This is a genomic window from Flagellimonas marinaquae, assembly GCF_003992675.1.
GTDB lineage: Bacteria > Bacteroidota > Bacteroidia > Flavobacteriales > Flavobacteriaceae > Flagellimonas > Flagellimonas marinaquae.
This window is the reverse complement of the sequence record NZ_RZMZ01000012.1, coordinates 56,357-79,284: the sequence shown is the minus strand read 5'-3', so window position 1 is coordinate 79,284 and position 22,928 is coordinate 56,357. Positions and strand designations below refer to the sequence as shown.

General features: G+C 40.8%; 18 protein-coding genes. 12 read left to right on the top strand and 6 right to left on the bottom strand.

What is annotated here, in order from left to right; all coding sequences use genetic code 11:
• Positions 1-57: 57 nt before the first annotated feature.
• The 3 genes from EO130_RS06905 to EO130_RS06895 form a co-directional block, all read right to left on the bottom strand.
• On the bottom strand, positions 58-921 hold the full coding sequence (locus EO130_RS06905; protein ID WP_127140796.1) for a beta-1,6-N-acetylglucosaminyltransferase: 864 nt from the start codon (positions 919-921) through the stop codon (positions 58-60).
• Positions 922-995: 74 nt separating this feature from the next.
• Positions 996-3,380 carry a GumC family protein gene (locus tag EO130_RS06900; protein ID WP_127140795.1) on the bottom strand — a complete coding sequence of 795 codons (2,385 nt, stop codon included), beginning with the start codon at positions 3,378-3,380 and terminating at the stop codon, positions 996-998.
• Positions 3,381-3,404: 24 nt separating this feature from the next.
• On the bottom strand, positions 3,405-4,178 hold the full coding sequence (locus tag EO130_RS06895; protein ID WP_127140794.1) for a polysaccharide biosynthesis/export family protein: 774 nt from the start codon (positions 4,176-4,178) through the stop codon (positions 3,405-3,407).
• Positions 4,179-4,691: 513 nt separating this feature from the next.
• Here EO130_RS06895 and EO130_RS06890 point away from each other — a divergent pair.
• The 12 genes from EO130_RS06890 (at position 4,692) to EO130_RS06835 (ending at position 19,951) form a co-directional block, all read left to right on the top strand.
• Positions 4,692-6,098, top strand: coding sequence for a nucleotide sugar dehydrogenase (locus EO130_RS06890; protein WP_127140793.1), 1,407 nt, complete (start codon positions 4,692-4,694; stop codon positions 6,096-6,098).
• 86 nt (positions 6,099-6,184) lie between these two features.
• Positions 6,185-7,321 (top strand): glycosyltransferase family 4 protein, encoded by a 1,137-nt coding sequence (locus EO130_RS06885; RefSeq protein WP_127140792.1) that lies wholly within the window; start codon positions 6,185-6,187, stop codon positions 7,319-7,321.
• Entirely contained in the window at positions 7,318-8,343 is a 1,026-nt protein-coding gene (locus tag EO130_RS06880) for an NAD-dependent epimerase (protein WP_127140791.1), read from the top strand. The genes EO130_RS06885 and EO130_RS06880 overlap by 4 nt, the downstream gene beginning before the upstream one ends.
• 523 nt (positions 8,344-8,866) lie before the next feature.
• On the top strand, positions 8,867-10,624 hold the full coding sequence (locus tag EO130_RS06875; protein WP_127140790.1) for an Ig-like domain-containing protein: 1,758 nt from the start codon (positions 8,867-8,869) through the stop codon (positions 10,622-10,624).
• A 124-nt stretch (positions 10,625-10,748) separates the two neighbouring features.
• Positions 10,749-11,696: an ATP-grasp fold amidoligase family protein gene (locus EO130_RS06870; protein WP_127140789.1), complete on the top strand. Its 948-nt coding sequence runs from the start codon at positions 10,749-10,751 to the stop codon at positions 11,694-11,696.
• Positions 11,693-12,763, top strand: a complete 1,071-nt coding sequence (locus EO130_RS06865; RefSeq protein ID WP_127140788.1) for a glycosyltransferase family 4 protein — start codon at positions 11,693-11,695, stop codon at positions 12,761-12,763. The genes EO130_RS06870 and EO130_RS06865 overlap by 4 nt, the downstream gene beginning before the upstream one ends.
• Complete coding sequence (locus EO130_RS06860) at positions 12,763-13,953, top strand: O-antigen ligase family protein (protein ID WP_127140787.1); 1,191 nt, start codon at positions 12,763-12,765, stop codon at positions 13,951-13,953. Before EO130_RS06865 ends, EO130_RS06860 begins: the two co-directional genes overlap by 1 nt.
• 6 nt (positions 13,954-13,959) lie before the next feature.
• Positions 13,960-15,300, top strand: coding sequence for a murein biosynthesis integral membrane protein MurJ (gene murJ, locus EO130_RS06855; protein WP_127140786.1), 1,341 nt, complete (start codon positions 13,960-13,962; stop codon positions 15,298-15,300).
• Between the two features lie 171 nt (positions 15,301-15,471).
• Positions 15,472-16,593, top strand: coding sequence for a glycosyltransferase (locus tag EO130_RS06850; protein ID WP_127140785.1), 1,122 nt, complete (start codon positions 15,472-15,474; stop codon positions 16,591-16,593).
• Positions 16,594-16,632: 39 nt separating this feature from the next.
• Entirely contained in the window at positions 16,633-17,562 is a 930-nt protein-coding gene (locus EO130_RS06845) for an ATP-grasp fold amidoligase family protein (RefSeq protein WP_127140784.1), read from the top strand.
• A 74-nt stretch (positions 17,563-17,636) separates the two neighbouring features.
• Complete coding sequence (locus EO130_RS06840) at positions 17,637-18,743, top strand: sugar-transfer associated ATP-grasp domain-containing protein (protein WP_127140783.1); 1,107 nt, start codon at positions 17,637-17,639, stop codon at positions 18,741-18,743.
• A 56-nt stretch (positions 18,744-18,799) separates the two neighbouring features.
• Entirely contained in the window at positions 18,800-19,951 is a 1,152-nt protein-coding gene (locus EO130_RS06835; RefSeq protein ID WP_127140782.1) for a glycosyltransferase, read from the top strand.
• Positions 19,952-20,017: 66 nt separating this feature from the next.
• On the opposite strand, the gene EO130_RS06830 is transcribed toward EO130_RS06835, so the two are convergent.
• The 3 genes from EO130_RS06830 to bshA all read right to left on the bottom strand — a co-directional run bounded on the left by EO130_RS06830 (position 20,018) and on the right by bshA (position 22,908).
• Entirely contained in the window at positions 20,018-21,187 is a 1,170-nt protein-coding gene (locus EO130_RS06830; RefSeq protein WP_127140781.1) for an OmpA family protein, read from the bottom strand.
• 114 nt (positions 21,188-21,301) lie between these two features.
• Entirely contained in the window at positions 21,302-21,763 is a 462-nt protein-coding gene (locus EO130_RS06825) for a hypothetical protein (RefSeq protein WP_127140780.1), read from the bottom strand.
• Positions 21,764-21,765: 2 nt separating this feature from the next.
• On the bottom strand, positions 21,766-22,908 hold the full coding sequence (bshA, locus tag EO130_RS06820; protein ID WP_127140779.1) for an N-acetyl-alpha-D-glucosaminyl L-malate synthase BshA: 1,143 nt from the start codon (positions 22,906-22,908) through the stop codon (positions 21,766-21,768).
• Between the last annotated feature and the right edge of the window lie 20 nt (positions 22,909-22,928).

The following is a 22,928-nucleotide window of genomic DNA, read 5'->3' as shown; positions in this document are numbered from 1 at the left end:
AGAACAGCTCTTTATAAACTCTAAAATTTTATGGTGAAATGAATTGGAATGGCTATTTTATTTGGAGATTTCTTGAATGATATTATCCACCAATGCAGCGTCTGTATTCATAGAGAATTTACGACTAAAGAGCGCGTCGGTTGCCAACAGTTCTTCCAATTCCTCGGACGTCCACGTATAAGGTTTTCCCCTGTCCCAGTCAATCAATCGCATATAGCCCATGGGCGACCACGTATCCTTAAATTCGGAGTTCATCAACAAGGTCTGCATAAAAACTTCGTCGTTAAAGAAACCATGATCGAAGTTCGCGGCAATGAATGGTTCCTTACCCACGATATACTTGGCAAAATCATGCGTAATACTGAACCAGGCCTGTCCCCAGTAAAAATCTTTTAATTCACTGTTCCTGAATCGATTAATAAACAGGCAGGTCTGTAGCATGGCAAAAGGATATCTCAGAGATCGAGACCATTTCCTGGGCAACCTTTTGTTGATTTCAATAAAATGGTAGTACTTAAAACGGCTTGCTATTTTCCAGTTTTTTACTTTAGTTACCGACAAAAACTGTTTTCCATCGTGTTCTTTGAAAAAGTTGTGAATATAGTCCTGACTTTTAAGGGGCAGATCTACCCCTGACAACAGGTGATAATAGGCGTACCCCTTGGAAACAGCTGCTTTGAGTAGTCTTAATTCACAATCAATTTGGCTATACCCAGACCAATAAATCGGTTTTCGCTCAATAAAATATACCTTGGAAAATTGGCATTGATTTTTTAATTCTTCTTCTGAAACGGCGTCGAACTTTAAATCCAAATGGAGATAAATATCGTTGCGTTCATCATCCAAACACCGTAGCAACCTACACAACAATTCCGGCTCGTTATGGGCCATAACAAGATAAGCGTGTTTCCTATTTTCCATGTCAGTTGATTGAGATTTGAAATGCTATTGCCCCAAAGGCTGATTGAGTTGAACTATTATGATTGTGTTTTTGGTTAGAATGTCCACCATTTTTTCTTTCTGGCTCCGTATCCATAACCATACTTACCGCCGTAGCCCAGTTCTGAGGATTTTACCCCATTGACAACAAAGGCAAGGTTTTTGATCTTGCCTTCCTTTCTAAGCTTTAAAGGAAACTCGATATCACCCACTGTAGTTTTATCAGCTTTGGTCACATATATCAATAAATTGGCATACTGGCTAATAAGCAAGGTGTCGGTGACCGGCATCATGGGGGCCGTATCAACGATTACATAGTCGTAGACCTGCGAGACCTCGTCCATTAGTTCACCAAACCTATCGCTCATCAATAGCTCGGATGGATTAGGGAGTATTTTACCTGAATGAACGACATCCACCTTGTTCCCATTGATCTCATTGGTATTTACAATATCCTTTAATTGTGTACTCGGATCAAATAGGTACTCCGTCAGTCCTGCGCTCTGTTTAAAATTGGATTTCTGACTTTTTACATCTTCCTCACCGTTGTTGAAGAACAGATAAAACTTAGGGTCCCGTATATCCGCCCCCAAAAGCAGCACCTTTTTGCCGGTACTGGACAAAATCAAGGATAGATTGGTGGAGAAAAAGGTCTTACCCTCGGTGGGAAGGCTTGAACTCACATAAATGATATTTTTTCGGGAACCTTTGGTCGGATCCGTTTTAAGCAGGTAATCCATATTGGTACGGATAATTCGCAAGGCTTCCGAAAGCACCGAACGATCTTCCTTGCCAACCGTTTTTAAGGACTTCCCCTTAAGTCGTGGCAATTCCCCAATAACCGGTACGCCAGCACTGGAGACCAATTTTTCGAGCGTATGTGCACTATGGATTTTGTCGTCCAACACATCCAGTGCGTAGATTACGCCAGCAGGAATCAAAAGTCCTAATAAAAATGATGCTAAATAAATAATGCTTTTTTTCGGAGCTACCGGGAATTTACTTGCAGGAAAAGCGGAATCTACAACTTTTGAATTGGGCGAAGCCGATGCATAAGCGATTTGGGCCTCTTCCCTTTTTTGAAGCAAGTATAGATACAATCCCTCCACAGTTTGCTGCTTACGCGTGATTTCCCTCAAGGCCCTCTCGTTGCGAGGCGCCGAATATATTTTTGAATTAATAGTCGCCAATTGCGAACTTAGGTTGTTTACTCGAAGGTTCAAGTTGTTCGACATACTGTTCAAACTGGACTGCATGCTCTTTTTCAAGTTTTCCAGTTGTTCGTCTATATTGACGATAACAGGGTTCTTCTCATTGGAACTTTTAAGTAGTCGTTCCCGTTCCAACACCAGTTGATTGTAGCGCGCCGTGGTGCTGGTAATGGAAGCATCCGCCAATCCAATGTTCGATGGCAGTATGCCATATCCTTCTTGGCTTTCCAATTCGTCGCTCACGCTATTGGCAATCTGTAATTGAATCTGGGCATTCTGCAATTCCTGTTGGTTGGCAGCACTTACATTGAGATTAATATTGGATTGGGATTGGATATCCGTAAGACCCCTATCCGACTTAAAATCCTGTGCACTTTGGTCAGCTTCCGAAAGGTCGCTATAAATATCGGCAATTCGGTCATCGATAAACGCTGCGGTACGATCGGCAATGGCCTTTTTATCGTTTTTACCATTGGTGTTGTAAATATTGACCAACTCGTTCAAAAAATCCATGGCTTTTTGCTGAACGGGGTCTTGGATGCTCAAATTGATAATGGAGGAAAATTCGTCCGCAATGGATGTGGTCAACTCTTTTTGATAGGCCAAGGTAGCATCATCTATTGGAAGAAGGTCTATTTTCAAGGTTTCGCCGATGTACGGCTTTAACTTTTCACTTTCCTCTGGAAGAATGGTCAACTTCCCTCTAGTGGTTACGATTTCCTCCCCGAAGGTTTTCTTTTGTTGCTCCTCATTCTCCTCGGTCCAATACATGAAATTGGTTTGGGAAAGTGGAGTAATGTAACAACTAAAAACAACATCCCTGACCACGGAGTCCAGCGACATTTTTACGGGAACGGAACCATAGACCTCGGAGTTTTTGACTCTTCCTACATGGGATACTTTTTTGTCCAATCCCAAATTCAAGACCGCTTGTCTCACATTGGTCCTTGAACGCAGTACCTCGATTTCATCCTCTACCTTTTTGGAGCCCCCTGGGAGCAGGTTCAAATCGCTGAATAAGCTGAGTTCCGAAGGCGCACTTTTCTCTTCCACAATTTGGATGGTAGCATTCGCCTGATACTTTGGTGTGGCATACCTTACATATAAATAGGCCACGGCCACGGCAAATACTACTGAAAGCGCAAACCAATACTTGTATTTGAGGTACTTTTCTAACTCAACTTTTAAACTATTTCGTTGCATGTTCGAATTCAGATTGGGGTTTTCCATAAAAACGGAAATTTTAAGTACGATTTAATTTCTGGTAATCAAAAGAACTGTTGAGGTTATTAAAGCGGTAACAATGGACACGGTAATACTGGCCCTATTGTCCAAAGCGGAAGAGGTGATGGCCGACTTGTTCGGCTCCACATACACCACATCGTTTTGCGTTAAATAATATACAGGGGATTCGGCTGCTTTATTGGAGGTCAGGTCGATTCTGTAGTACACTTTGGTCCCATCAAATTCTCGTACCACCAAAACGTTCTTTCGCATACCCTTTATGGTCATATCACTAGCCAATCCCAAAGCTTCAAAAATGGTGATCTGTTCCCCGTTCACCAAATAAGTTCCAGGACGGTTCACTTCTCCAAGTACTGTAACCGTAAAATTCTTTAATCGAATATTAATGATAGGGTCTTTCAAATAGTCCGCTAAACTTTCGGTAAGCTTTACCCTCAGTTCCTCTGGAGTCAATCCTACTACTTTCAATTTACCGATGACGGGGAAATCAATTTCCCCTTCCTTATCGACGAGGTAATCAACTTGTTCAGGTCTAATCCCTGCTTCCTGTGTTCCCCTAAAAAGGTTGAAGGGTGCACTGGCCTCAGGATCTAAGGTGGATACAAAAATGCTGATGAGGTCGTCCACCTTAAAGCGGGTAGACGAGCGGCTTTCCTTTACTTGAGTTTCCAGGCCGGACAACGCAGCGTCTTGAAAGTAGACTACATCCTTTTTTGAGCCACAGGCACTCAGTAAAGCTATTGTAATTGCCAATAGTAAGATTCTTCGAGGTTGAAATTTCATTGTCATTGGTTATTAGTTAGGTGTCCTTTTATCCTTTTGATGTGTTTAAAAACTTTTAGCTATCAAAGAAACCGAATTTTTAAAAAATTATTGGGATTATATCGTGGCCTTGGGATTAAACGTCCAAAATCCACGATTAAAGGTTAGTTTTTCACCAATTCTTAGTTCGCACACTTCACCTACCCCTAAAGTCAAAATAAATTAAAGACCTAAACAATAAAATAATTTCAATTTCTTCCTGTTGTATGTAAACAAAATCGAACGTAAAACTATGTATGAACTTGAATCATTGTGTTTTTATTTCGTTCAATCTATTGAAAAATCGTTTAATGGAACATACCGTTTGGGCAACAAATGGCCAGAAGCTGTTCCAGAACCTTTTTTATGCGGTTTTTCCATGAACATCGAACAATTTGGATAGTTCCCATTCATCCAAAAAAAAGTGACTTTGTCTAAAAACAAACCCAAGTCTCATATTTTTTTTATCATCTTTGAATTCTTTAAAAATTAAAAATGAAAACCATTAAGAATATTTGCTGTATTGGTGCTGGCTATGTTGGAGGTCCCACCATGTCAGTAATTGCATCTAAATGTCCAGAAATTACGGTAAATGTGGTCGACATCAACCAAGCAAGGATTGATTTATGGAACCACGAAGATTTGGACAAACTTCCCGTTTACGAACCCGGCCTCAAGGAAGTAGTGGGTGAAGCAAGGGGAAAGAACCTGTTTTTTTCCACGGATGTCGATAAGGCCATCCACGATGCGGACATGATCTTTATTTCCGTAAACACCCCTACCAAAACCTATGGAAAGGGAAAGGGACAAGCAGCAGATTTAAAATATATCGAGCTATGTGCCAGAAATATCGCCAAAGTAGCGGTAGATGACAAAATTGTGGTAGAAAAATCCACTTTGCCCGTTAGAACGGCACAGGCCCTCAAAAGTATCTTGGACAATACAGGAAATGGGGTACATTTTGAAATATTATCCAACCCGGAATTTCTGGCTGAAGGAACTGCCATTGAGGATTTATTGGATGCCGACCGTATTTTGATCGGTGGGGCAGAAACGCCTTCCGGCCAAGCAGCCAAGGATGCCTTAAGTTGGGTATATGAACACTGGTTGCCCAAAGAACGTATTTTACAGACCAATGTATGGTCGTCAGAGCTATCCAAGCTGGTGGCCAATGCATTTTTGGCACAAAGGGTGTCCTCCATCAACTCGATTTCCGCCCTGTGTGAAAGAACAGATGCCAACGTAGCCGAGGTTTCAAGGGCCATTGGATATGATTCACGTATTGGTTCCCGATTCTTGAACTCGTCCGTAGGGTTTGGGGGTTCCTGTTTTCAAAAAGATATCCTGAATTTGGTATATATCGCCAAAAGCTTTGGACTACAAGAAGTTGCCGATTACTGGGAACAAGTTGTAATCATGAACGACTACCAAAAAAGGCGCTTCGCGGACAATATCATTTCCACCTTGTACAACACGGTTTCCGGCAAAAAAATAGCCTTCTACGGATGGGCCTTTAAAAAGGATACCAATGATACCCGTGAATCGGCCGCCATCTATGTTGCCGACGCACTATTGGAAGAAAACGCCAACATTGTCGTTTATGATCCAAAAGTGACCAAAGAACGTGTTTTTGCCGACTTGGAATACCTTGGGAATAAATCCCGTGAAGAATTGGAACAATTGGTAACCGTGGTAAACGACCCTATGGAAGCCGCCAAGGAAGCGCATGCCATTGCCATTTTGACCGAATGGGATGAATTTAAGACCTATGATTGGCAAAAAATTCATGATTCCATGCTAAAACCGGCCTTTGTGTTTGATGGACGAAGGATTCTGGACCATGAAACCATGGAAGCCATCGGTTTCAAGTTTTACAAAATCGGACAGAGCAGTAAAAAGTAGAAAGTTCAGGGTTCCAATACGTTTGGAACCTTGAATGATTTTAGCCCATACAAATACCTCATCCAAAACACATACCTCACGAGCAAATGAAAATCATCCAGGTCATCACAGTTAGCGAACCTATTGGAGGTGCTCAAATGGTGCTGTACAATAACACGGAGGCGATGGTGAAGAATGGCCACGAAGTATTGGTAATGGTTGGGCAAAAAGGGACATTGACGCGTAAATTGGAAGCCCTGAACGTTCAAGTGATTTGTGTGCCAAGCCTCAAAAGGGAGATTTCGCCCAAAGACGACATGGCTTGCTACAAGGCCATTAAAAATATACTGAAACAGGAGGATCCCGATATTGTGATATCCCATTCCTCCAAAGCTGGTATCCTTTGTAGGTTAGCCTGCCACAAATTGGCCATACCCAATGCTTTTACCGTTCACGGTTGGTCCTTTACCCCAGGGGTAAAAGGATTCAAGCGATACGTGTACCTTGCTTTGGAAAAAGTAATGGGACGGTTTTCGGACCATTTGATTACCGTTTCCCAGTTTGATTTTGATCTCGGCGCCAAAAACAAAATTGTTCCTGCTTCACGAATGCGTGTCATTTATAACGGTAGCCCAGACTTTTTGGTAGCGGATGGCCCAAAGGAAGAAGGACACCTCAACATTTTGATGACCGCACGATTTTCATATCAAAAAGATCATTTGACCCTTTTTAAGGCGCTTCAAACACTTAAGGACGAACCAATACAGGTAGATTTGGTAGGACATGGTGATCTATTTGACCACTTTGTGGACCTAGCTAAAGCAATGGAAATAGACCACCTGATTACGTTTCATGGGGAAAGCAACGATATCCCAACATTTTTGAACAAATCGGATATTTTTGTACTGACCTCACGATTCGAAGGGCTTCCCCTTTCCATATGCGAGGCCATGTCCGTGGGAGTACCCATCATCGCTTCGGATGTTGGGGGGGTGCATGAAATGGTACAGGATGGTCATAATGGTTATTTGATTCCCAAAGAGGACCCCGAATATCTGGCAAAAAAATTATTGGGATTGATACAGGACAGGGATTTGATTAAAAAACTGGGCGAAAATTCCCGAAAAACCTTTCTGGAAACCTTTTCGACCCACCAAATGGCTTCGGCTACGGAACAGTATCTGGAAGAAATTTTGGAGAAAAAATCGGCAAACCAACAAATTACAAAACATATCGGCCAATGAACATCTTAGTAACAGGAGCGGCAGGTTTTATAGGCTACCATTTGTGTGAGCTTTTGATCAAAAACGGACATACAGTGGTTGGTTTGGACAACATCAACGATTATTATGATGTCGGGCTAAAGTACGCCCGTTTGGAACAGTTGGGCATTGCGCGGTCCGGTGCCGAAACCGACCATCAATTGACCCGCAGTTCCCTTCATCAAGACCAAATGCAGTTTATAAAGCTCGATTTGGCAGACCGTGATGCCTTAAACCAACTTTTTGACACCCATACTTTTGATGTAGTCTGTAATCTAGGCGCCCAGGCCGGGGTACGGTACAGTTTGGAAAATCCGGACGCCTATGTACAGAGCAATGTGGTGGGGTTTGCCAATTTGCTGGAATGTTGCCGATATGGCAAGGTAAAGCACTTGGTATATGCCAGCAGCTCCAGCGTTTACGGTTTGAATGAAAAAATACCATTCTCCACCGAGGATACGGTGGATAGGCCCATAAGTATGTATGCTGCCACCAAAAAGAGCAACGAGCTCATGGCCCATACCTATAGCCATTTATACCAATTGCCCACCACAGGTTTGCGTTTCTTTACCGTTTACGGTCCTTGGGGCAGACCGGATATGGCCCTTTTCCTTTTTGTGGACGCCATAAAGAAAGGAGAGCCCATCAATGTGTTCAATTATGGGAATATGGCACGGGATTTTACCTATGTGGACGATATTGTTGGCGGAATGTCCAAGATAATTGAAACCCCTGTAGCGGAAAGCAAACGAAAGGACGAGCTATACAAGATCTACAATATTGGCAACAATAAGCAGGTAAAGCTTACGGCCTTTATCGACGCCATCGAATCCTCACTGCAAACTGAAGCCAAACGAAATCTAATGCCCATACAGCCCGGTGATGTGGAAAGCACTTGGGCCGATGTAAATGAGTTGATACAGGACTACGATTATACCCCAAACACACCCATTGAAAAGGGGGTACAGGAGTTTGTCGACTGGTACAATGCATTTTACAAATAGACCGCACCCAAACCTAAGCCAAGGGTTCCAAAATTACTAAGGAAGCACTCATCTTGGTTCACTTTTCCCTTGTGGTATTGCCGCAGTGTGTGGTATGGGAACCTATTCCCTTTCCTGCTGCCCTATTCACAGCGTTCGCCGTGTCATATTACGGTTGTTGTTGCGCGGCATACATCTTTCCTATCGCACCTCCCTCCTATTTTTATGAATCAGCCAAACCATCCAACGAGCTGAGACTGTTAAAAAAAGTAGGCCAATGTTAAAAAAAGATGTAATTCATCGATAATCGGGAAACCCCACATCCAAAAAAAGGAACTCCCCGTATTAGTCTTGTCGTGAAGGTAGTTTGACCGATTTAGCTTCATTTTCAACGATTTTTTTAAAGTAATCAGAAAATCAGCAAGTTGAAAAGTGTATTTCATCGAAAAAAAACGAATTTTCATCGACAAAACATACGATTGATTTAGATTTGTTTTCCAAGTCGGAAACAATAAACTTTAACCCACTTAACCCCAGTATTCAAATGGCGCCCCACAAAACCATTTCGTACGTGAGCACTTTATTGTTGTTAATTACCCTAGCTTTCACTTCTTGCAGTAAGGACAGTGATTTATTCGATGCGACCGTTGAAAGTCAAATCGAAGAGGAAAAGGATAAACAATTGGACGAAAACGGACAATTGATTCCGTCCGTCTCCTTCGAGGCCATGGACGACGAATTCACCATTTCCGGAAATGTTGGATCCTCTACGCTTGATGTCTTGAAGAACGATAATGTCCAGGACACGGAAAGCTTTCAAATTGTGGAGGTATCCGAACCTACCGAAGGTACCCTTACCATTAATGCGGACAATACCTTAACCTACACCCCCCACCCGGACGCTGCCAACAAAGCAGGGGACAATGGTGTGGTTTCGGATAATTTTACCTATACCCTACAAGCCAGCAAAGGTGGAAACACGGGCAATAAAACTGCCACCGTGGTGGTGAATACCCAATATGGTGATATGGATATGGGTGCATTAAAAGCGTTTCCAGGCGCCAAGGGTTTTGGGCAAAATACTGTAGGTGGACGAGGTGGAAGGATAATTCATGTGACCACCCTTAATGAAACTGGTCCAGGCAGTTTGGTGGAAGCCATGCATGCAAGTGGTCCCAGAATTATTGTTTTTGATGTTGCTGGAGAAATCAATTGGACTTCTGAACGTGCAATTACCAACCCATATTGTACTATTGCGGGACAAACGGCTCCCAGTCCTGGTATAACCATTCGTGGTGGGGCCTTGCGAATTTCTGCTTCCGAAGTAATTGTTAGGTATTTAAGAATTCGACCTGGTAATTCAGTTGAAAACGACGCGGTTCGAATTCTAAATAGAAAATCAAATTCTGTTTTGGAAAATGTAATTATTGACCATGTGAGTATGGGCTGGGCTAATGATGAAATCTTCGCTGTGGGAGGAAACTCCTCGGGTGCAGTCAATGCCCCTGTAAGAAATATTACACTTCAGAACTCGATTATTCATGAAAATTTGGACGGATACAATTATGCTGCCCTTTTAGGGCGAAATGTTCATAATATGTCCGTCATACAGAATTATTGGGCCAACAACGGAAATCGGGTTCCGGAGCATACTTATGCCGATGGTAGCTCGTTTGAATTTGTAAACAATGTACTTTATAACTACAACAGAGCTGTAACTGTAAGCTATGGTGCATCGATATTTGACTCTGTTGGAAATGTATTCAAACCAGATAGTGATTATCCTCCAGGTCAAGCAAATCATGTTTATCAATTGAACAGATATGAAAATCCCAATGGTTTAGTTAGTGAAGGTATCGTTTGGGAGGATGATAATATCGAAATTGGTTCTTACAATAATCCATATGGTATGACTAACGGTAATTGGATAGAGAATGGAGCAAATGGAAGAGGACTGCCTAATAGCCCTTATACTCCTATTCCCAGTGAGCAAGTTGTAGATATTGTATTAAATGACGTTGGTCCTAGCGTGCTATTTCCAGATGCCGTAGATGCTCGATTACTTGGTGATTGGATTGATCAAAATGGAGTTCAAGGGATTACCGATATTTCTGCTGTAGGCGGATTTCCAAACTTGGTTTCAGTTGAACATCCAACGACATATGACAGCGATAATGATGGTATGGCGGATGCATGGGAGATAATAACTTATGGAAATTTAAGTTCGAAAGCGTCTGATGATAATGACGGAAATGGATACACAAATATTGAAGAGTTCGTTTATGCCCTAACTCTAAAATAGTATCAAAAGTCAACTTACATTACCCGTTGTTAATTTAATCTGAATATCGAGTAATTTGCTGCTTTGAACAACTTTTTTGTGTACTGTTTGAAAAACAACAATCTTTGCTTTTCAAAACCATTGGATGAAAAGTTTTTTAAGGCGTTTTTTTCAAACAAGCGAGATTGGATATTCGTTGTTGTCCCCTTTTGCAAGGATATACTACTTTTTCCTTCATAAGAGATACCTTTCACCGGAAAAATTTACCCGAAAACGTTTCAAAAAGAATTTAGGTTACGATCTGGATTTGGACAATCCAAAAACCCTAAATGAAAAAATCAATTGGTTAAAACTCAATTATAGTAATCCAATTGGAAGTACATTAGCTGACAAATATGAGGTCAGGAAATATATTGATGAGAAAATCGGGAATAAGTACTTAATTCCTTTAGCTTTTGTTACTTCAAACCCAAAGGATATCTTTCCCGAAAATCTTCCAGATTATCCAATGATTATAAAGACCAACCACGATAGTTCGGGAGGAATTGTGGTGAAGGATAAAAATGCAACCATAAATTGGAAAGAAATTCAACTAAGACTGCGCAAAAACATGTCCCAGAACTACTATTGGGACAATAGAGAGCCTGTTTACAAAGACATAAAACCACTGATCATTGTTGAAAAGCTTCTAGATGATGGCACTGGCGGTTTCCCTTCGGACTATAAGCTGCATTGCTTTAATGGCAATGTAGAAATGATAAGCGTAGATGTGGGAAGAGGGTCTAAAGAACACTTTCGAAATTGGTACAATAAAGAATGGGAAAAACAGCCTTACCAATGGTCGAAAATGCTCAAGAATTCCTCAGATGTTAATTCTCGTGATATTGAAAAACCCAAGTGTTTGGATGAAATGATTTCGCTCTCTGAAGAATTATCTAAGGATTTCAAGTATTTGAGGGTAGACTGGTATCTGATTGACAATAAACTTTATTTTGGCGAGTTAACCTTATACCACATAGGAGGAACAGGTCCGTTCAGACCCGATTCATGGGATGCCAAACTCGGTGAAAAATTAAACATTTTAGACCAATGAGAATAGACTTCAGCATTGATAGGTTGAGTGGTGGTGGCGCGGAAAGGGTTATGGTTACTGTTGCCAATGCCCTAGCAGAACATCATGAAGTAAGATTGATTACATTCAACAATGGTGATCAATATTCAGTCTCAGATAATGTTCGAAGGATAAAACTTCATGAAGGCTCCATTAAAAACCATAAACTAAGGTCTATTGTCAACCTGTTTAGGTTTTACAAAAAACAGGGGCCTAAGCCGGATATCTTAATTTCCTTCATGCCACCTAATGGTTTTATTGCCATAATCGTTGGCCTTTTGTTGAAAATCAATGTTATTGTTTCTGAACATATCAATCATACATTCAACAGAAAAAGCAATAAGGATATTTTCATTCAAAAATATCTATACCGATTTGCTGGGTTTATTACCGTTTTAACATCATATGACGTTGAATACTATACAAAAATGGGTGCAAAAGTTGTCGTAATGCCTAACCCAATTTCAGTACCTGACAGAACAAAACCATTTGAGGAAAGAGAAAAAACAATTTTATTGGTAGGTTCATTGGACCGCTACCACCAAAAGGGTTTTGATGCCTTCTTACCCGCGGTGGCCCCAATTTTGAAAGAACATCCTGATTGGACCCTTCGGATTTTAGGTGGTGGATCAATAGGTTTGCCTTATCTCCAGAATATTGCCCAAGGCTTAGGAATTGAAAATCATATCAAATTTGAGGGATTCTGCCCCAATGTTTTTGAAATTATGCAGAATTCCCAAATATTCGTATTGCCCTCAAGGCACGAAGGTCTACCAATGGGGCTGATGGAAGCATTAAGTAATGGGATGTCATGTGTAGCGTACGATTGCGTATCTGGACCGAGTGAACTGATTGAGCATAGGTCAAACGGATTGCTGGTGGAAAATCAAAATCCCGAGGCCATGCAGGAAAACCTAAAGCTATTACTTGAAAATGAATCCCTACGATTGGATTTAGCCACAAGGGCTCCTGAAAGTATGAAAAAGTTTAGCTTATCGGAGATTATTAGTAAGTGGGAAACTTTATTTAAAGAATTAAGTACAGATTAATGGAACCTAAACCCGAGGTATTGCCCATACTGCGCTATGCGATTTTAGCACTTATTTTATGGAACTTTCCGGCGTTTACCCAAATTTACATCAATGACACCCTATCCTCGTTGTTGAGCTACGCATCCTATGGATTAATATTAGCCTACGTAATTCTTAACAAGAAAACAGGGAACAGTTATGAAATGCTCATCTTCGGAGGGTTATATTTTTTGATTGGGATTCTTGTAAGTCAAGCCTATATTAAAGATCTATATTCTTTTTACGTAACCGTGGTTAAGTATTTCATCATAATTTGGGGGGGCTATGAAGTCGTAAAAAGAACTAGCCAAAAAGAGCTTTGGTTCTTTTTATTGATTGGTGCTTTGTCCATTTTGGGCAATATCTTTCTTTTTCAAAACCCAATTGCCGATTATGGTCGTTATAGTGGTTTTTATTTGGATGCCAACAACGCAGGGTTAGTCTGTTTAATGGGCTTTGCGCTAAGCTTTACCATTCTAAAATCACTTCAACTTTTTGGAAAACTGTCATTTACTGGATTAGGTCTAATCACCTTGTCCCGGACTTATATGGTGACTTGGCTATTGTTGAACTTGATGTCCATTCGGTTAAGCGTGAAAAATGCCAAGATGCTACTAATTGGCTTTGGTGTTCTGGTTTTATTGGTGACCTTTAATGAGTTCCTCCCTGTTAAAAACGAGCGTTTGGAGCAGATAGGGGCTTTGATAAATGGTGGTCAACAAAATAATGTTCAGGCATTAAATGAAGACTCCCGAACTGAGACATGGGCTCGATATTATGACGCCTTATTTGAAAATCCTGTATTTGGTAATGGTTATCGCTCTTTCCTAGCCTATGGGGTTGTTCAATCCCGTTGGGGAGTCCACAATACGTATTTATTGATTTGGGGAGAAAGTGGGATCATTCCGCTTCTTTTTTTCCTTGGTTTTCTGACCAAATTATTTTTGAGGGGCTATCAACAATTTCAAGAAAAACCTCATGGTCTGTTAATGCTTTGTGGAATGGCTCTTTTCTTTATGACCAACCATAACTTTATGACCAACGAGTACGCTATTTTTATACTAATGTGGGTTTCCATTCAAGTGAAAAAATCACCCTACACTGAAAAATTTGGTCGCTTTTCCTTAGACGAAAAACAAGTAAAGCTCGCTACCACCGAACAAGAATAGACAACCATGCCAAAAGATAAAAAGAACTGGCGCTCCATTCTGACCAAGATTTGGAAAAAATATCAAAGCCAACTGCTATCCAATATGATATCGGTGGCCGTGGTTGCTCTTTTGGTTAAAGGAGTAGGTTTTTTTAAGGAAATCTTGATTGCAGACAAGTACGGAGTTTCTGAACTTTTGGACACCTATCTCATAGCTGCACTAATACCAACATTTGTTCAAAATGTTTTTTTGAATTCCTACAGCAGTGTTTTTATCCCAAATTACGTTTTGGAAAAAAAACTTGGGCAAGGCATTGGAACTTTTCAGAGCTCCAGTTTCATTATTACAATAGGAATAGCCTTTGTGATGATGGTAATCACTTATCTGGGCATTGACGTTTACTTAGAGATTCTTTTTCCTGGTCATGAGCCCCGTTACTATGAGTTGATTAAAATTCAGCTGTGGATTATCCTTCCTTGTATGCTTTTTTGGGCTTTGTCCTCACTAATTTCAGGTATACTGCGGGTAGAGAATGAGTACTTCTATTCTTCATTGAACGCAGTTTTTGTTCCTGCTTCCACCATTGTTCTGCTTTTCTTTTTTCAAGAAACATTTCAAGAAAAAACCTTGGCTATTGGAATGTTAATTGGTAGTGTCATCAGTTGCGTATATCTAGTTATTCTGGGTTTTAAAAAACAGATTTTTGAGATTGGCAAGCCTAGTTTTAAAGGAGAAAACCTTCAGGTGATGATCAAACAGGTTCCTGCCAAAATATCTTCCAGTTTAATCCACGGGCTTAACCCAATTGTTGATCAATACTATTCAGCTCGGTTAACGGTTGGGGCCCTCGCTACCCTTAATTATGGAACAAAAATTACCGTAGTGGTGATTGGCCTAGTTACTATACCAATAAGTAATACCCTTTTGCCTTATTTTTCCGAAAAAGCAGTGGAGGGACGAAAGATACTTTATAATCATTTACATAGGGTATTGGGGGCAGGATTAGGTCTAATGAGTGCGGTGACCATCGTACTAATTCTCTTATCCAAATTCATAATAACAATTGTTTTTGAACGAGGCACATTTACAAGTGCCAATACAGAAGAAGTTTATGTAATTCAACAACTTTACCTCATTCAGTTGCCGTTTTATGTTTCTGCAATTGTAATGAACCGCTATCTAAATGCTATAAACAAGAATAACTTTCTGGTGATATCCTCAATGGTAAATCTGGTAATGAATATCATATTGAATTATGTGTTTCTAGAATGGCTTGGAATCAAAGGAATTGCACTGGCCACCTCAGCAGTTTATTTTGTGAATGCCCTAATTATTTATTTGTACATCCGAAAGCTAAAAAGGTGAACTTGAGTCAAACGGATTTGCTAAGAATTATTTTTAAATACACTAAAGGGAGATGAAATTAGAGACTGTTGATAATTAATACCAAAAAGCAAAGTAATAGGCAAACATAGAGATAATAGGAAAATCAAATAAACGTTTACCTACTGAAACCCAATCAGACTAATAGCTAACATGACCCAAAAAAAAATAAAAATCTTCTTTTGTATTCCCAATTTAAGTGCTGGTGGTGCCGAAAGGGTAATGGTATTTTTGGCAAAAAATCTTTCCTCAGAACTATTCTCGGTTAAATTGATTGTACTTGGTTTTGAAAAAGACACTGTTTATTCCACCAGTGGTATAGATGTCTGCTATCTAAATGAGGAAAAAGCGCAAAACGCATTTGTAAAAATCTATCAACTCATTAAAGAGTACAAACCTGATATTTTGTTTGGAACCTTGACACATATTAATCAAATTGTTGGTCTCCTCTCCTATTTATTTCCAAAAATGGTATGTGTTACAAGACAAACTTTCATCATTAGTGAAGCCAAAAAAAGTGTAAAGCAACAAAATTGGTTCGTTAGAACCAAAAATGAAATTCTTAGAAAACTGGCCCACAAACGAATCGATTATACCATTTGTCAGTCAAATGACATGAAAAATGATATGTTGGATTCTGGGGTGTATGATTTCAGGAAACTAGTGGTATTGAACAATCCCGTTTCAAACGAAATACGGACAAAAAAAGAAATATCACCTAAGAAACCAATCAAGTTCATTACCGTAGGTCGTCTGAACAAGCAAAAAGGTTATGATCGCATTATAACCTGTTTATCAAAAATCAATGTTAACTTTACCTACACTATAATTGGGGACGGACCAAGAAAGGAAAGTTTGTTTGGTTTGGCTGAAAATTTGGGTGTTTTAGAAAGAATAAATCATATTCCCTTTTCAAATGAGGTATATCAGCATCTTTCCGAGCACCATATATACCTGCAAGGCTCTTTATATGAGGGGTTCCCCAATGCGCTATTGGAAAGCTTGGGTGTTGGCACTCCTGCCATAGTTTACGAAGCACCTGGCGGGATGAATGAAATTATGATTGACGGTGAAAACGGATATCTGGTGAAAAATGATGCCGATTTTGTTGAAAAGCTTCAACTATTGGTCATGGAACTTGACAGCTTCCCCCCTAGTCAAGTATCAAAACATGTTTTAAAAAATTTTGGTTCGAAAAAGATTATTTCGGATTATGAAAACTTCTTTACCTGGATTACAAGGGAAAAAAAGGGAGAACTTCCAAGGAACATATAATTTAACATATCTCTCACCAACCAACTAAAACCAAGATATATGAAACAAAAGATCAGAAATTTATATCTCAATACCAGTCTTGGCTATGTGGTGTTGCATCCTTTCTTTTTATTATATGAATATGGATTGCAGATGATTCCCGACAAAACCTTGGTCAAACGTAAATTCCAATCCAGCATGGGGCGTGAACTGGATTTGGAAAATCCGCGTACCCTTAACGAAAAAATAAATTTTCTAAAGATTTACGAGCGCCATCCTTTACTCCCCATAGCGGCAGATAAATATAAGGTGCGTGAGTATATCCAAAAAACCATAGGCGAGGAGTATCTCATTCCTTTGGTGCTGCATACCAAAAATCCAGAAGACATTGCACCGGAAAATCTTCCGGATTATCCCGTCATCATCAAAACCAACCATAATAGTTCTGGGGGAATCATTGTTAAGGATAAAAGCAGCATCGATTGGAAGGCCAAAAGAAAGCTTTTGGCAAAACTGTTGCGGGAAAATCATTATTATAGTACGCGGGAATGGCAATACAAGGACATAGAGCCGAGAATAGTAGTGGAAAAATTGCTGACCGATACCAAAGGTAACATTCCCGACGATTACAAACTACATTGCTTTAATGGAAAGCTGGTATTCACCCAAGTCGACCTGGACCGACATACAGACCATAAAAGAAACCTGTATGACGTGGAATGGAACCGAATTCCCTGCAAATGGATCTATGAAAACGGAGATGAGGTCACACAACCGGACAACTACCTAAAAATGAAAGATCTGGCAGAGAAAATAGCCCAAGATTTTACCTATGTTCGGGTAGATTTTTACAGTATTGGAGCGTCTATTTTCTTTGGCGAACTGACCTTTCATTCCGATTCTGGTTTTGGAAAATTTTCACCAGAGTCTTATGATCATCAACTTGGCGGAATGCTAAATGTTGAACATATAAGAACAAACTTGAATTAAAGCCTGTTGAATAATTGATACACTTTATTACTTGAATCTCAAAAAAATGATGCTTACCCTCTAAAAGTTATCGTATGTCAACCTCAAAACGCATTTTCTTTACCATCAATTCCAAAATTAGGCTTAAACGTTCGGACTACGTTTACAATAAAAAAATCAACCGATTAATACACAAAACCAAGGTTCCCAGTTTAAGTGCTGCAGCCAAAAGGGAAATTTTAAAGCGGTTTGCGCAGTATGGTTTTTCCAATATATCATTAAAATGGCACCAGTACTATAGTGGCATGCACGGTAGCGTTCACAGCGATTTTGTCCCTGAAAATCTTTTTTATGGGCACATAGAGCCTGCATTGAATCGAGTGCCACTCTATCCGGCATGGGAAGACAAAGCTTCCATGGAAAAATTTGTGGATGAAAGTCTAACCCCGAACACCTTACTTAAAAACTGTAATGGTTTTTATTATATAAAGGATGATATTCTAAGTTTGGAAGAAGCCATCGCGTATTGCTCAAAATTGGACCAATTTGTAATTAAGCCTTCTATGGGGACATGGGGTGGACAGAGCGTTCGAAAAATAGAATTGGAAGGCTCAAAAGACAAAAAGAAGTTATTAAATGAGTTGTTCCAAGAGTATAAAAAAGATTTTGTGATACAAGAAATTCTAACACAATCCCCTGAACTGGCCAAGTTTAACCCAACTTCGATAAATACCATTCGAGTCATGTCCTTTTTCAGACCTTCTGGTGTGGTGGTTCTTTCAAGCCTTTTGCGTATTGGTAAAAAAGGGTTGTTTACAGATAATACCGCAATGGGAGGAGTCGCCTGCGGAGTTGATGTGAATGGTAATCTCAAGAATTTTGGAATTGATGAATTTGGAATCAAAACAACCCAAACAAAAGACGGCATAAAATTGGAGGATTTTACCATCCCACAGTATGAAAAAATCGTTGCAACCATCGAAAAAGTACATCGACAAATGCCTTATTTTAAATTGGTGTCCTGGGATGTTACGGTGAATGACAAGTCTGAGGTTAAAATAATCGAGTTCAATACATTCGGCCAGGGCATTAATTTACACCAAATTACCAATGGGCCCTTATTTAGGGAATATTTCGATGAAATCATGGAAATTGCCAAAAGCTATGATAAAGTAGCGGATGTAATGAGTTATCCCGGGTAACCCCTGCTACAACAATCGCAAATAATTACAGAAAAGCACAATTGCTACCCAAAAGTATGAACCAACCACAAAAAAAAATAGCCATATTCATCAACTCCTTGGCGGGAGGTGGAGCGGAGCGGGTTACTTCTTACCTACTCCCCTATTTGGTAAATAAAGGACATGCGGTGGTGTTGGTGCTTACCGAGGAGGAGCTGGCCTATCCCGTACCCAAAGAGGTACCCATCCATTACCTCGATAGGTCAGGCAAAAATGAATCGGGAGTTGCCAAACTGCTCAAACTCCCATGGCTCGCATATCGATACGCCCAGTTTTTGCGAAATGAAAACATTACGCATTCCTTCAGTCTCTTAACACGGCCCTGTTACATCAACATCATGGCGCGCTGGTTCACCAGTCATCCCTATAAACTTATGGTCAGTGAACGTAATTTTCCGAGCATGCAGTACGGGGGCGATCATTTACAGGCCAGGATCAATTACTTTTTGGTAAAACGCTTGTACCCAAAGGCAGACCTTGTGGTGAGCAACGCTAAAGCGAGTGCCCAAGATCTAGTGGATAATTTTGGGGTGGCCAAAGAAAGGACTAGGACCATTTACAATCCCATCGATATCGATAAAATCCAGCAGATGGAAGCGATACAGGACTTCTTTGACCCCAATTATGTCAATGCCGTAAGTATTGGTCGTCTGGTCCCCGAAAAAAATCATACTTTTTTGTTGGATGCCGTATTGCCCTTTAACCATCTCCGCCTCTATATTTTTGGAGAAGGGGAGCTTCGAAAATCACTGGAGGAGAAAATTCAAGGATTGGGATTGGAAAACCGCATTTTTTTGATGGGCTTTGAGAGCAACCCCTTCCAATACCTTAAAGCTGCGGATTTTTTTCTATTTGGTTCCCTCAACGAAGGGTTCCCAAATGTGCTTATGGAAGCCATGTGTTGCGGGCTGCCCATTGTAAGCACCAATTGCAAATCCGGCCCCGACGAAATGATGGAACTCAAAGAGGCCAAAACCGATGATATCATGTTTACAGATTATGGAATTCTTACTCCAGTAAATGATGTAGCCTGTATGCAGAAAGCATTGGAGTATGTATTGGAACATCCCGAATTTTTGCAAGCCTGCAAGCCCAACCTGTTGCAACGTATTCAAGATTTTAGACGAGAACCCATATTGGAAGCCTATCACCAGTTGATTACTTCTTAACGGCCATCCCTTCAAATAAAAAAGCCATGTTGAAAAACATGGCTTTTGTAATATGTTGTTTTCTTTCTAGTACTTCACTATCTCAAAATCCGACCTCCTATTTTTCGAATGTTGCTCTTCCGTACAGCGAACACCGTCGGAGCATTCATTCACCAATCGGGTCTCCCCAAATGCCTCGTGGCTTATCCTATCTGCTGCAATTCCTTTGGACAACACATATTCCACTGTGCGTTCGGCACGACGCTCCGAAAGCCATTGGTTATACGTTTCGGTGCCCCTTGAATCAGTGTGGGCCGTAATCCTGATTTCCAATCCGGGTTCATCATTCATAATGGCCACCAATTGATCTAGCAACTCTTTATCGTTTGAAGTCAAATACGAGGAGTTCAGTTTGAAATACACATTCCCCAATGCATTGATCTTGTTTTGGAGGGCTGCCCTTCTAGCGTCTTCGGCATCTTTTTTGGCCTTTTCGGCAGCGGCCAGTTCAGCGGCTTCCTTTTCCCTTTGCAAACGTTCGGCCAGCAAGCGGGCCTCTTCCTCTGCCTTGGCAATGGAATCCTGTACCCGTTGTTGCTCTTCTTCCATTTCTTTTAGCAGGGCCAGTTTCTCCACACCTTTTCTGGAGAGGCCTTTTTCCACTTCAAATCGGTAGGCAACCCCTAAGGCATGTTGAATATGGTTGGTGCCATTTTCGGCATTCATAGCCCATTTACCGGTAGAATTGAAATCGAGCCCCCAATGATCGGAGAACCAAGTCCTAAAACCTAAAACGGCATTGTAGGTGCCTCTTCCTTGATTATTGGCATCAGTGTAACCTGCTCCTATCCCAACATAAGGGTCAAAAAAGCCGGTTTCCCCTAAAATCATGTTCAAATCATAGCTTACGCGAAAATCCAGACCCCAATAGTCCACATCGGCCGGATTGACCACATTATCCACAATTTTTCCTTCTTTATAGCGGTTGTGGGAACCAATGGCTTCCAAACCAATTCCGTTTTTAAAATACCTTCCGATACTAACTCTAGAAGGATACGGGACCATATTCCAAGCCCTATCAATATCCAAAAGCTTCCCGAACTCATCTCCCGAATCATCTACCGCATTGGTTCCAACGGTTACCAACCAGTAACTTTGTACTATACTGTCCTTTTTGGTCAACTCTAGGTCTTGGGCAAAGGTCAAGGCGGAGAAAATAAGGGCCATGACCAATAAAATGGGTCTTACACTATTCATTTGTATTGATTTGAGGTTATCGACTTCAAATCTATACCAAGCTTTTCAAATGGGGAACTTTGTACTTTTAAGTGCTATAATTTTCGATAAGAAGTAAAAAAGATTCGGAAAACACTATTTCTCAACCCTTTGGAAATGTAGGGTTTTATCGACCAATGGCATTTTGTACAGATAAAATGGAAAGTACATCGGCTGGATGGATACCCCTTCCTCCTGCTGAACGTCCCATACGTCCACGGCAATCCAAGTTTCCGTTTCGTTCTGACGTAGTTGGGACAAGGCTACTTCCTTTTTGCCCTGTTGTTCCCCCAAACAGACCAATACCAGCATGTCTTTGGTGAAATCCACCATGGGGACGGGCAATCCGGGCTTACGGGTTTTGTTGATCTCCCGATAGAATTTATTCAATGTTTTGAAGTCCCTAATCTCCCGGATTTGAAAGGTATCAATCGTGGTAAAGTTATCATGGTCCAGCAAAACCAGTCCTTCAATGGCATCACCCATTGTCGAGTGAGCTTCTTTTTGGGCCTTGCAGGAAATTAGGCCAATCAACGCTATGAGAAAAAGGTGCCTCAAGGTTAAAAAGTGTTTTTAAAACGGGATTTAAAAGCCTTTTCATAAAGATCTTCGTATAAGGGCAGAATATGTACAATATCGAACTTGGAAGCTACATTGTACGCGTTTTCCTTGAATTTATCCAGAGTGGCATCATCCTTCAAAATTTCGATGGCTTTGGCAGACATGGTATCCACATCGCCCACATTGGCCAAATATCCAGATACCCCATCGATGTTCACCTCTGGGATTCCACCCGTATTGCTCGAAATAATCGCCACTTTATTGATCATGGCTTCCAAAGCGGCCAGACCAAAACTTTCCGTTTCTGATGGTAGCAGGAACAGATCTGAGAAGCAAAGAATCCGATCAATCTCATTACTATTTCCCAAAAACAGCACCTTATCCTTAATGCCCAGAGAATCGCAGAGATCCTCCGCTTTTTCCTTTTCGGGGCCCTCTCCTACCATAATCAGTTTTGCCGGGATTTCTTGCTGAATGCGATGGAATATTTTTATGACATCGGGAATCCGCTTTACCTTTCTAAAATTACTGATATGGGTAATGATGCGCTCGTCGTCTTTGGCCATCATGGAGCGTTGGCAATCGGTAAATGCCTTTCGATATTTAGTGGTCTCTATAAAGTTGGGAATGACCTCGATTTCCTTTTCAATATCGAAAATTTTCAAAGTCTCGTTTTTCAAAGCTTCCGATACCGAGGTCACCACATCCGATTTGTTGATGCTGAAAGTAACTGCTGGTTTATAAAAGGGGTGCTTGCCCACCAAAGTGATATCGGTCCCGTGCAAGGTGGTGATCATTGGAATAAAGATTCCATACTCCTGAAGCATTTTCTTTGCCATATAGCCCGCATAGGCATGTGGAATGGCATAATGCACGTGCAACAGTTCTATATCATACAGTTTAATGGTATCCACCAACTTACTGGAAAGGGCCAGTTCATACGGTTGATAGTGGAACAAGGGGTATTCGGGTACGTGCACTTCATGAAAATGGATGTTGTTGCCCAAAAGCTCCAAACGAACGGGCTGACGGTAGGTAATAAAATGTACTTCGTGTCCCCGCTCTGCAAGGGCAATACCCAATTCCGTGGCTACAACACCACTACCGCCAAAAGTTGGGTAACACACTATCGCTATTTTCATAAAAACAAATCTACGGCAAT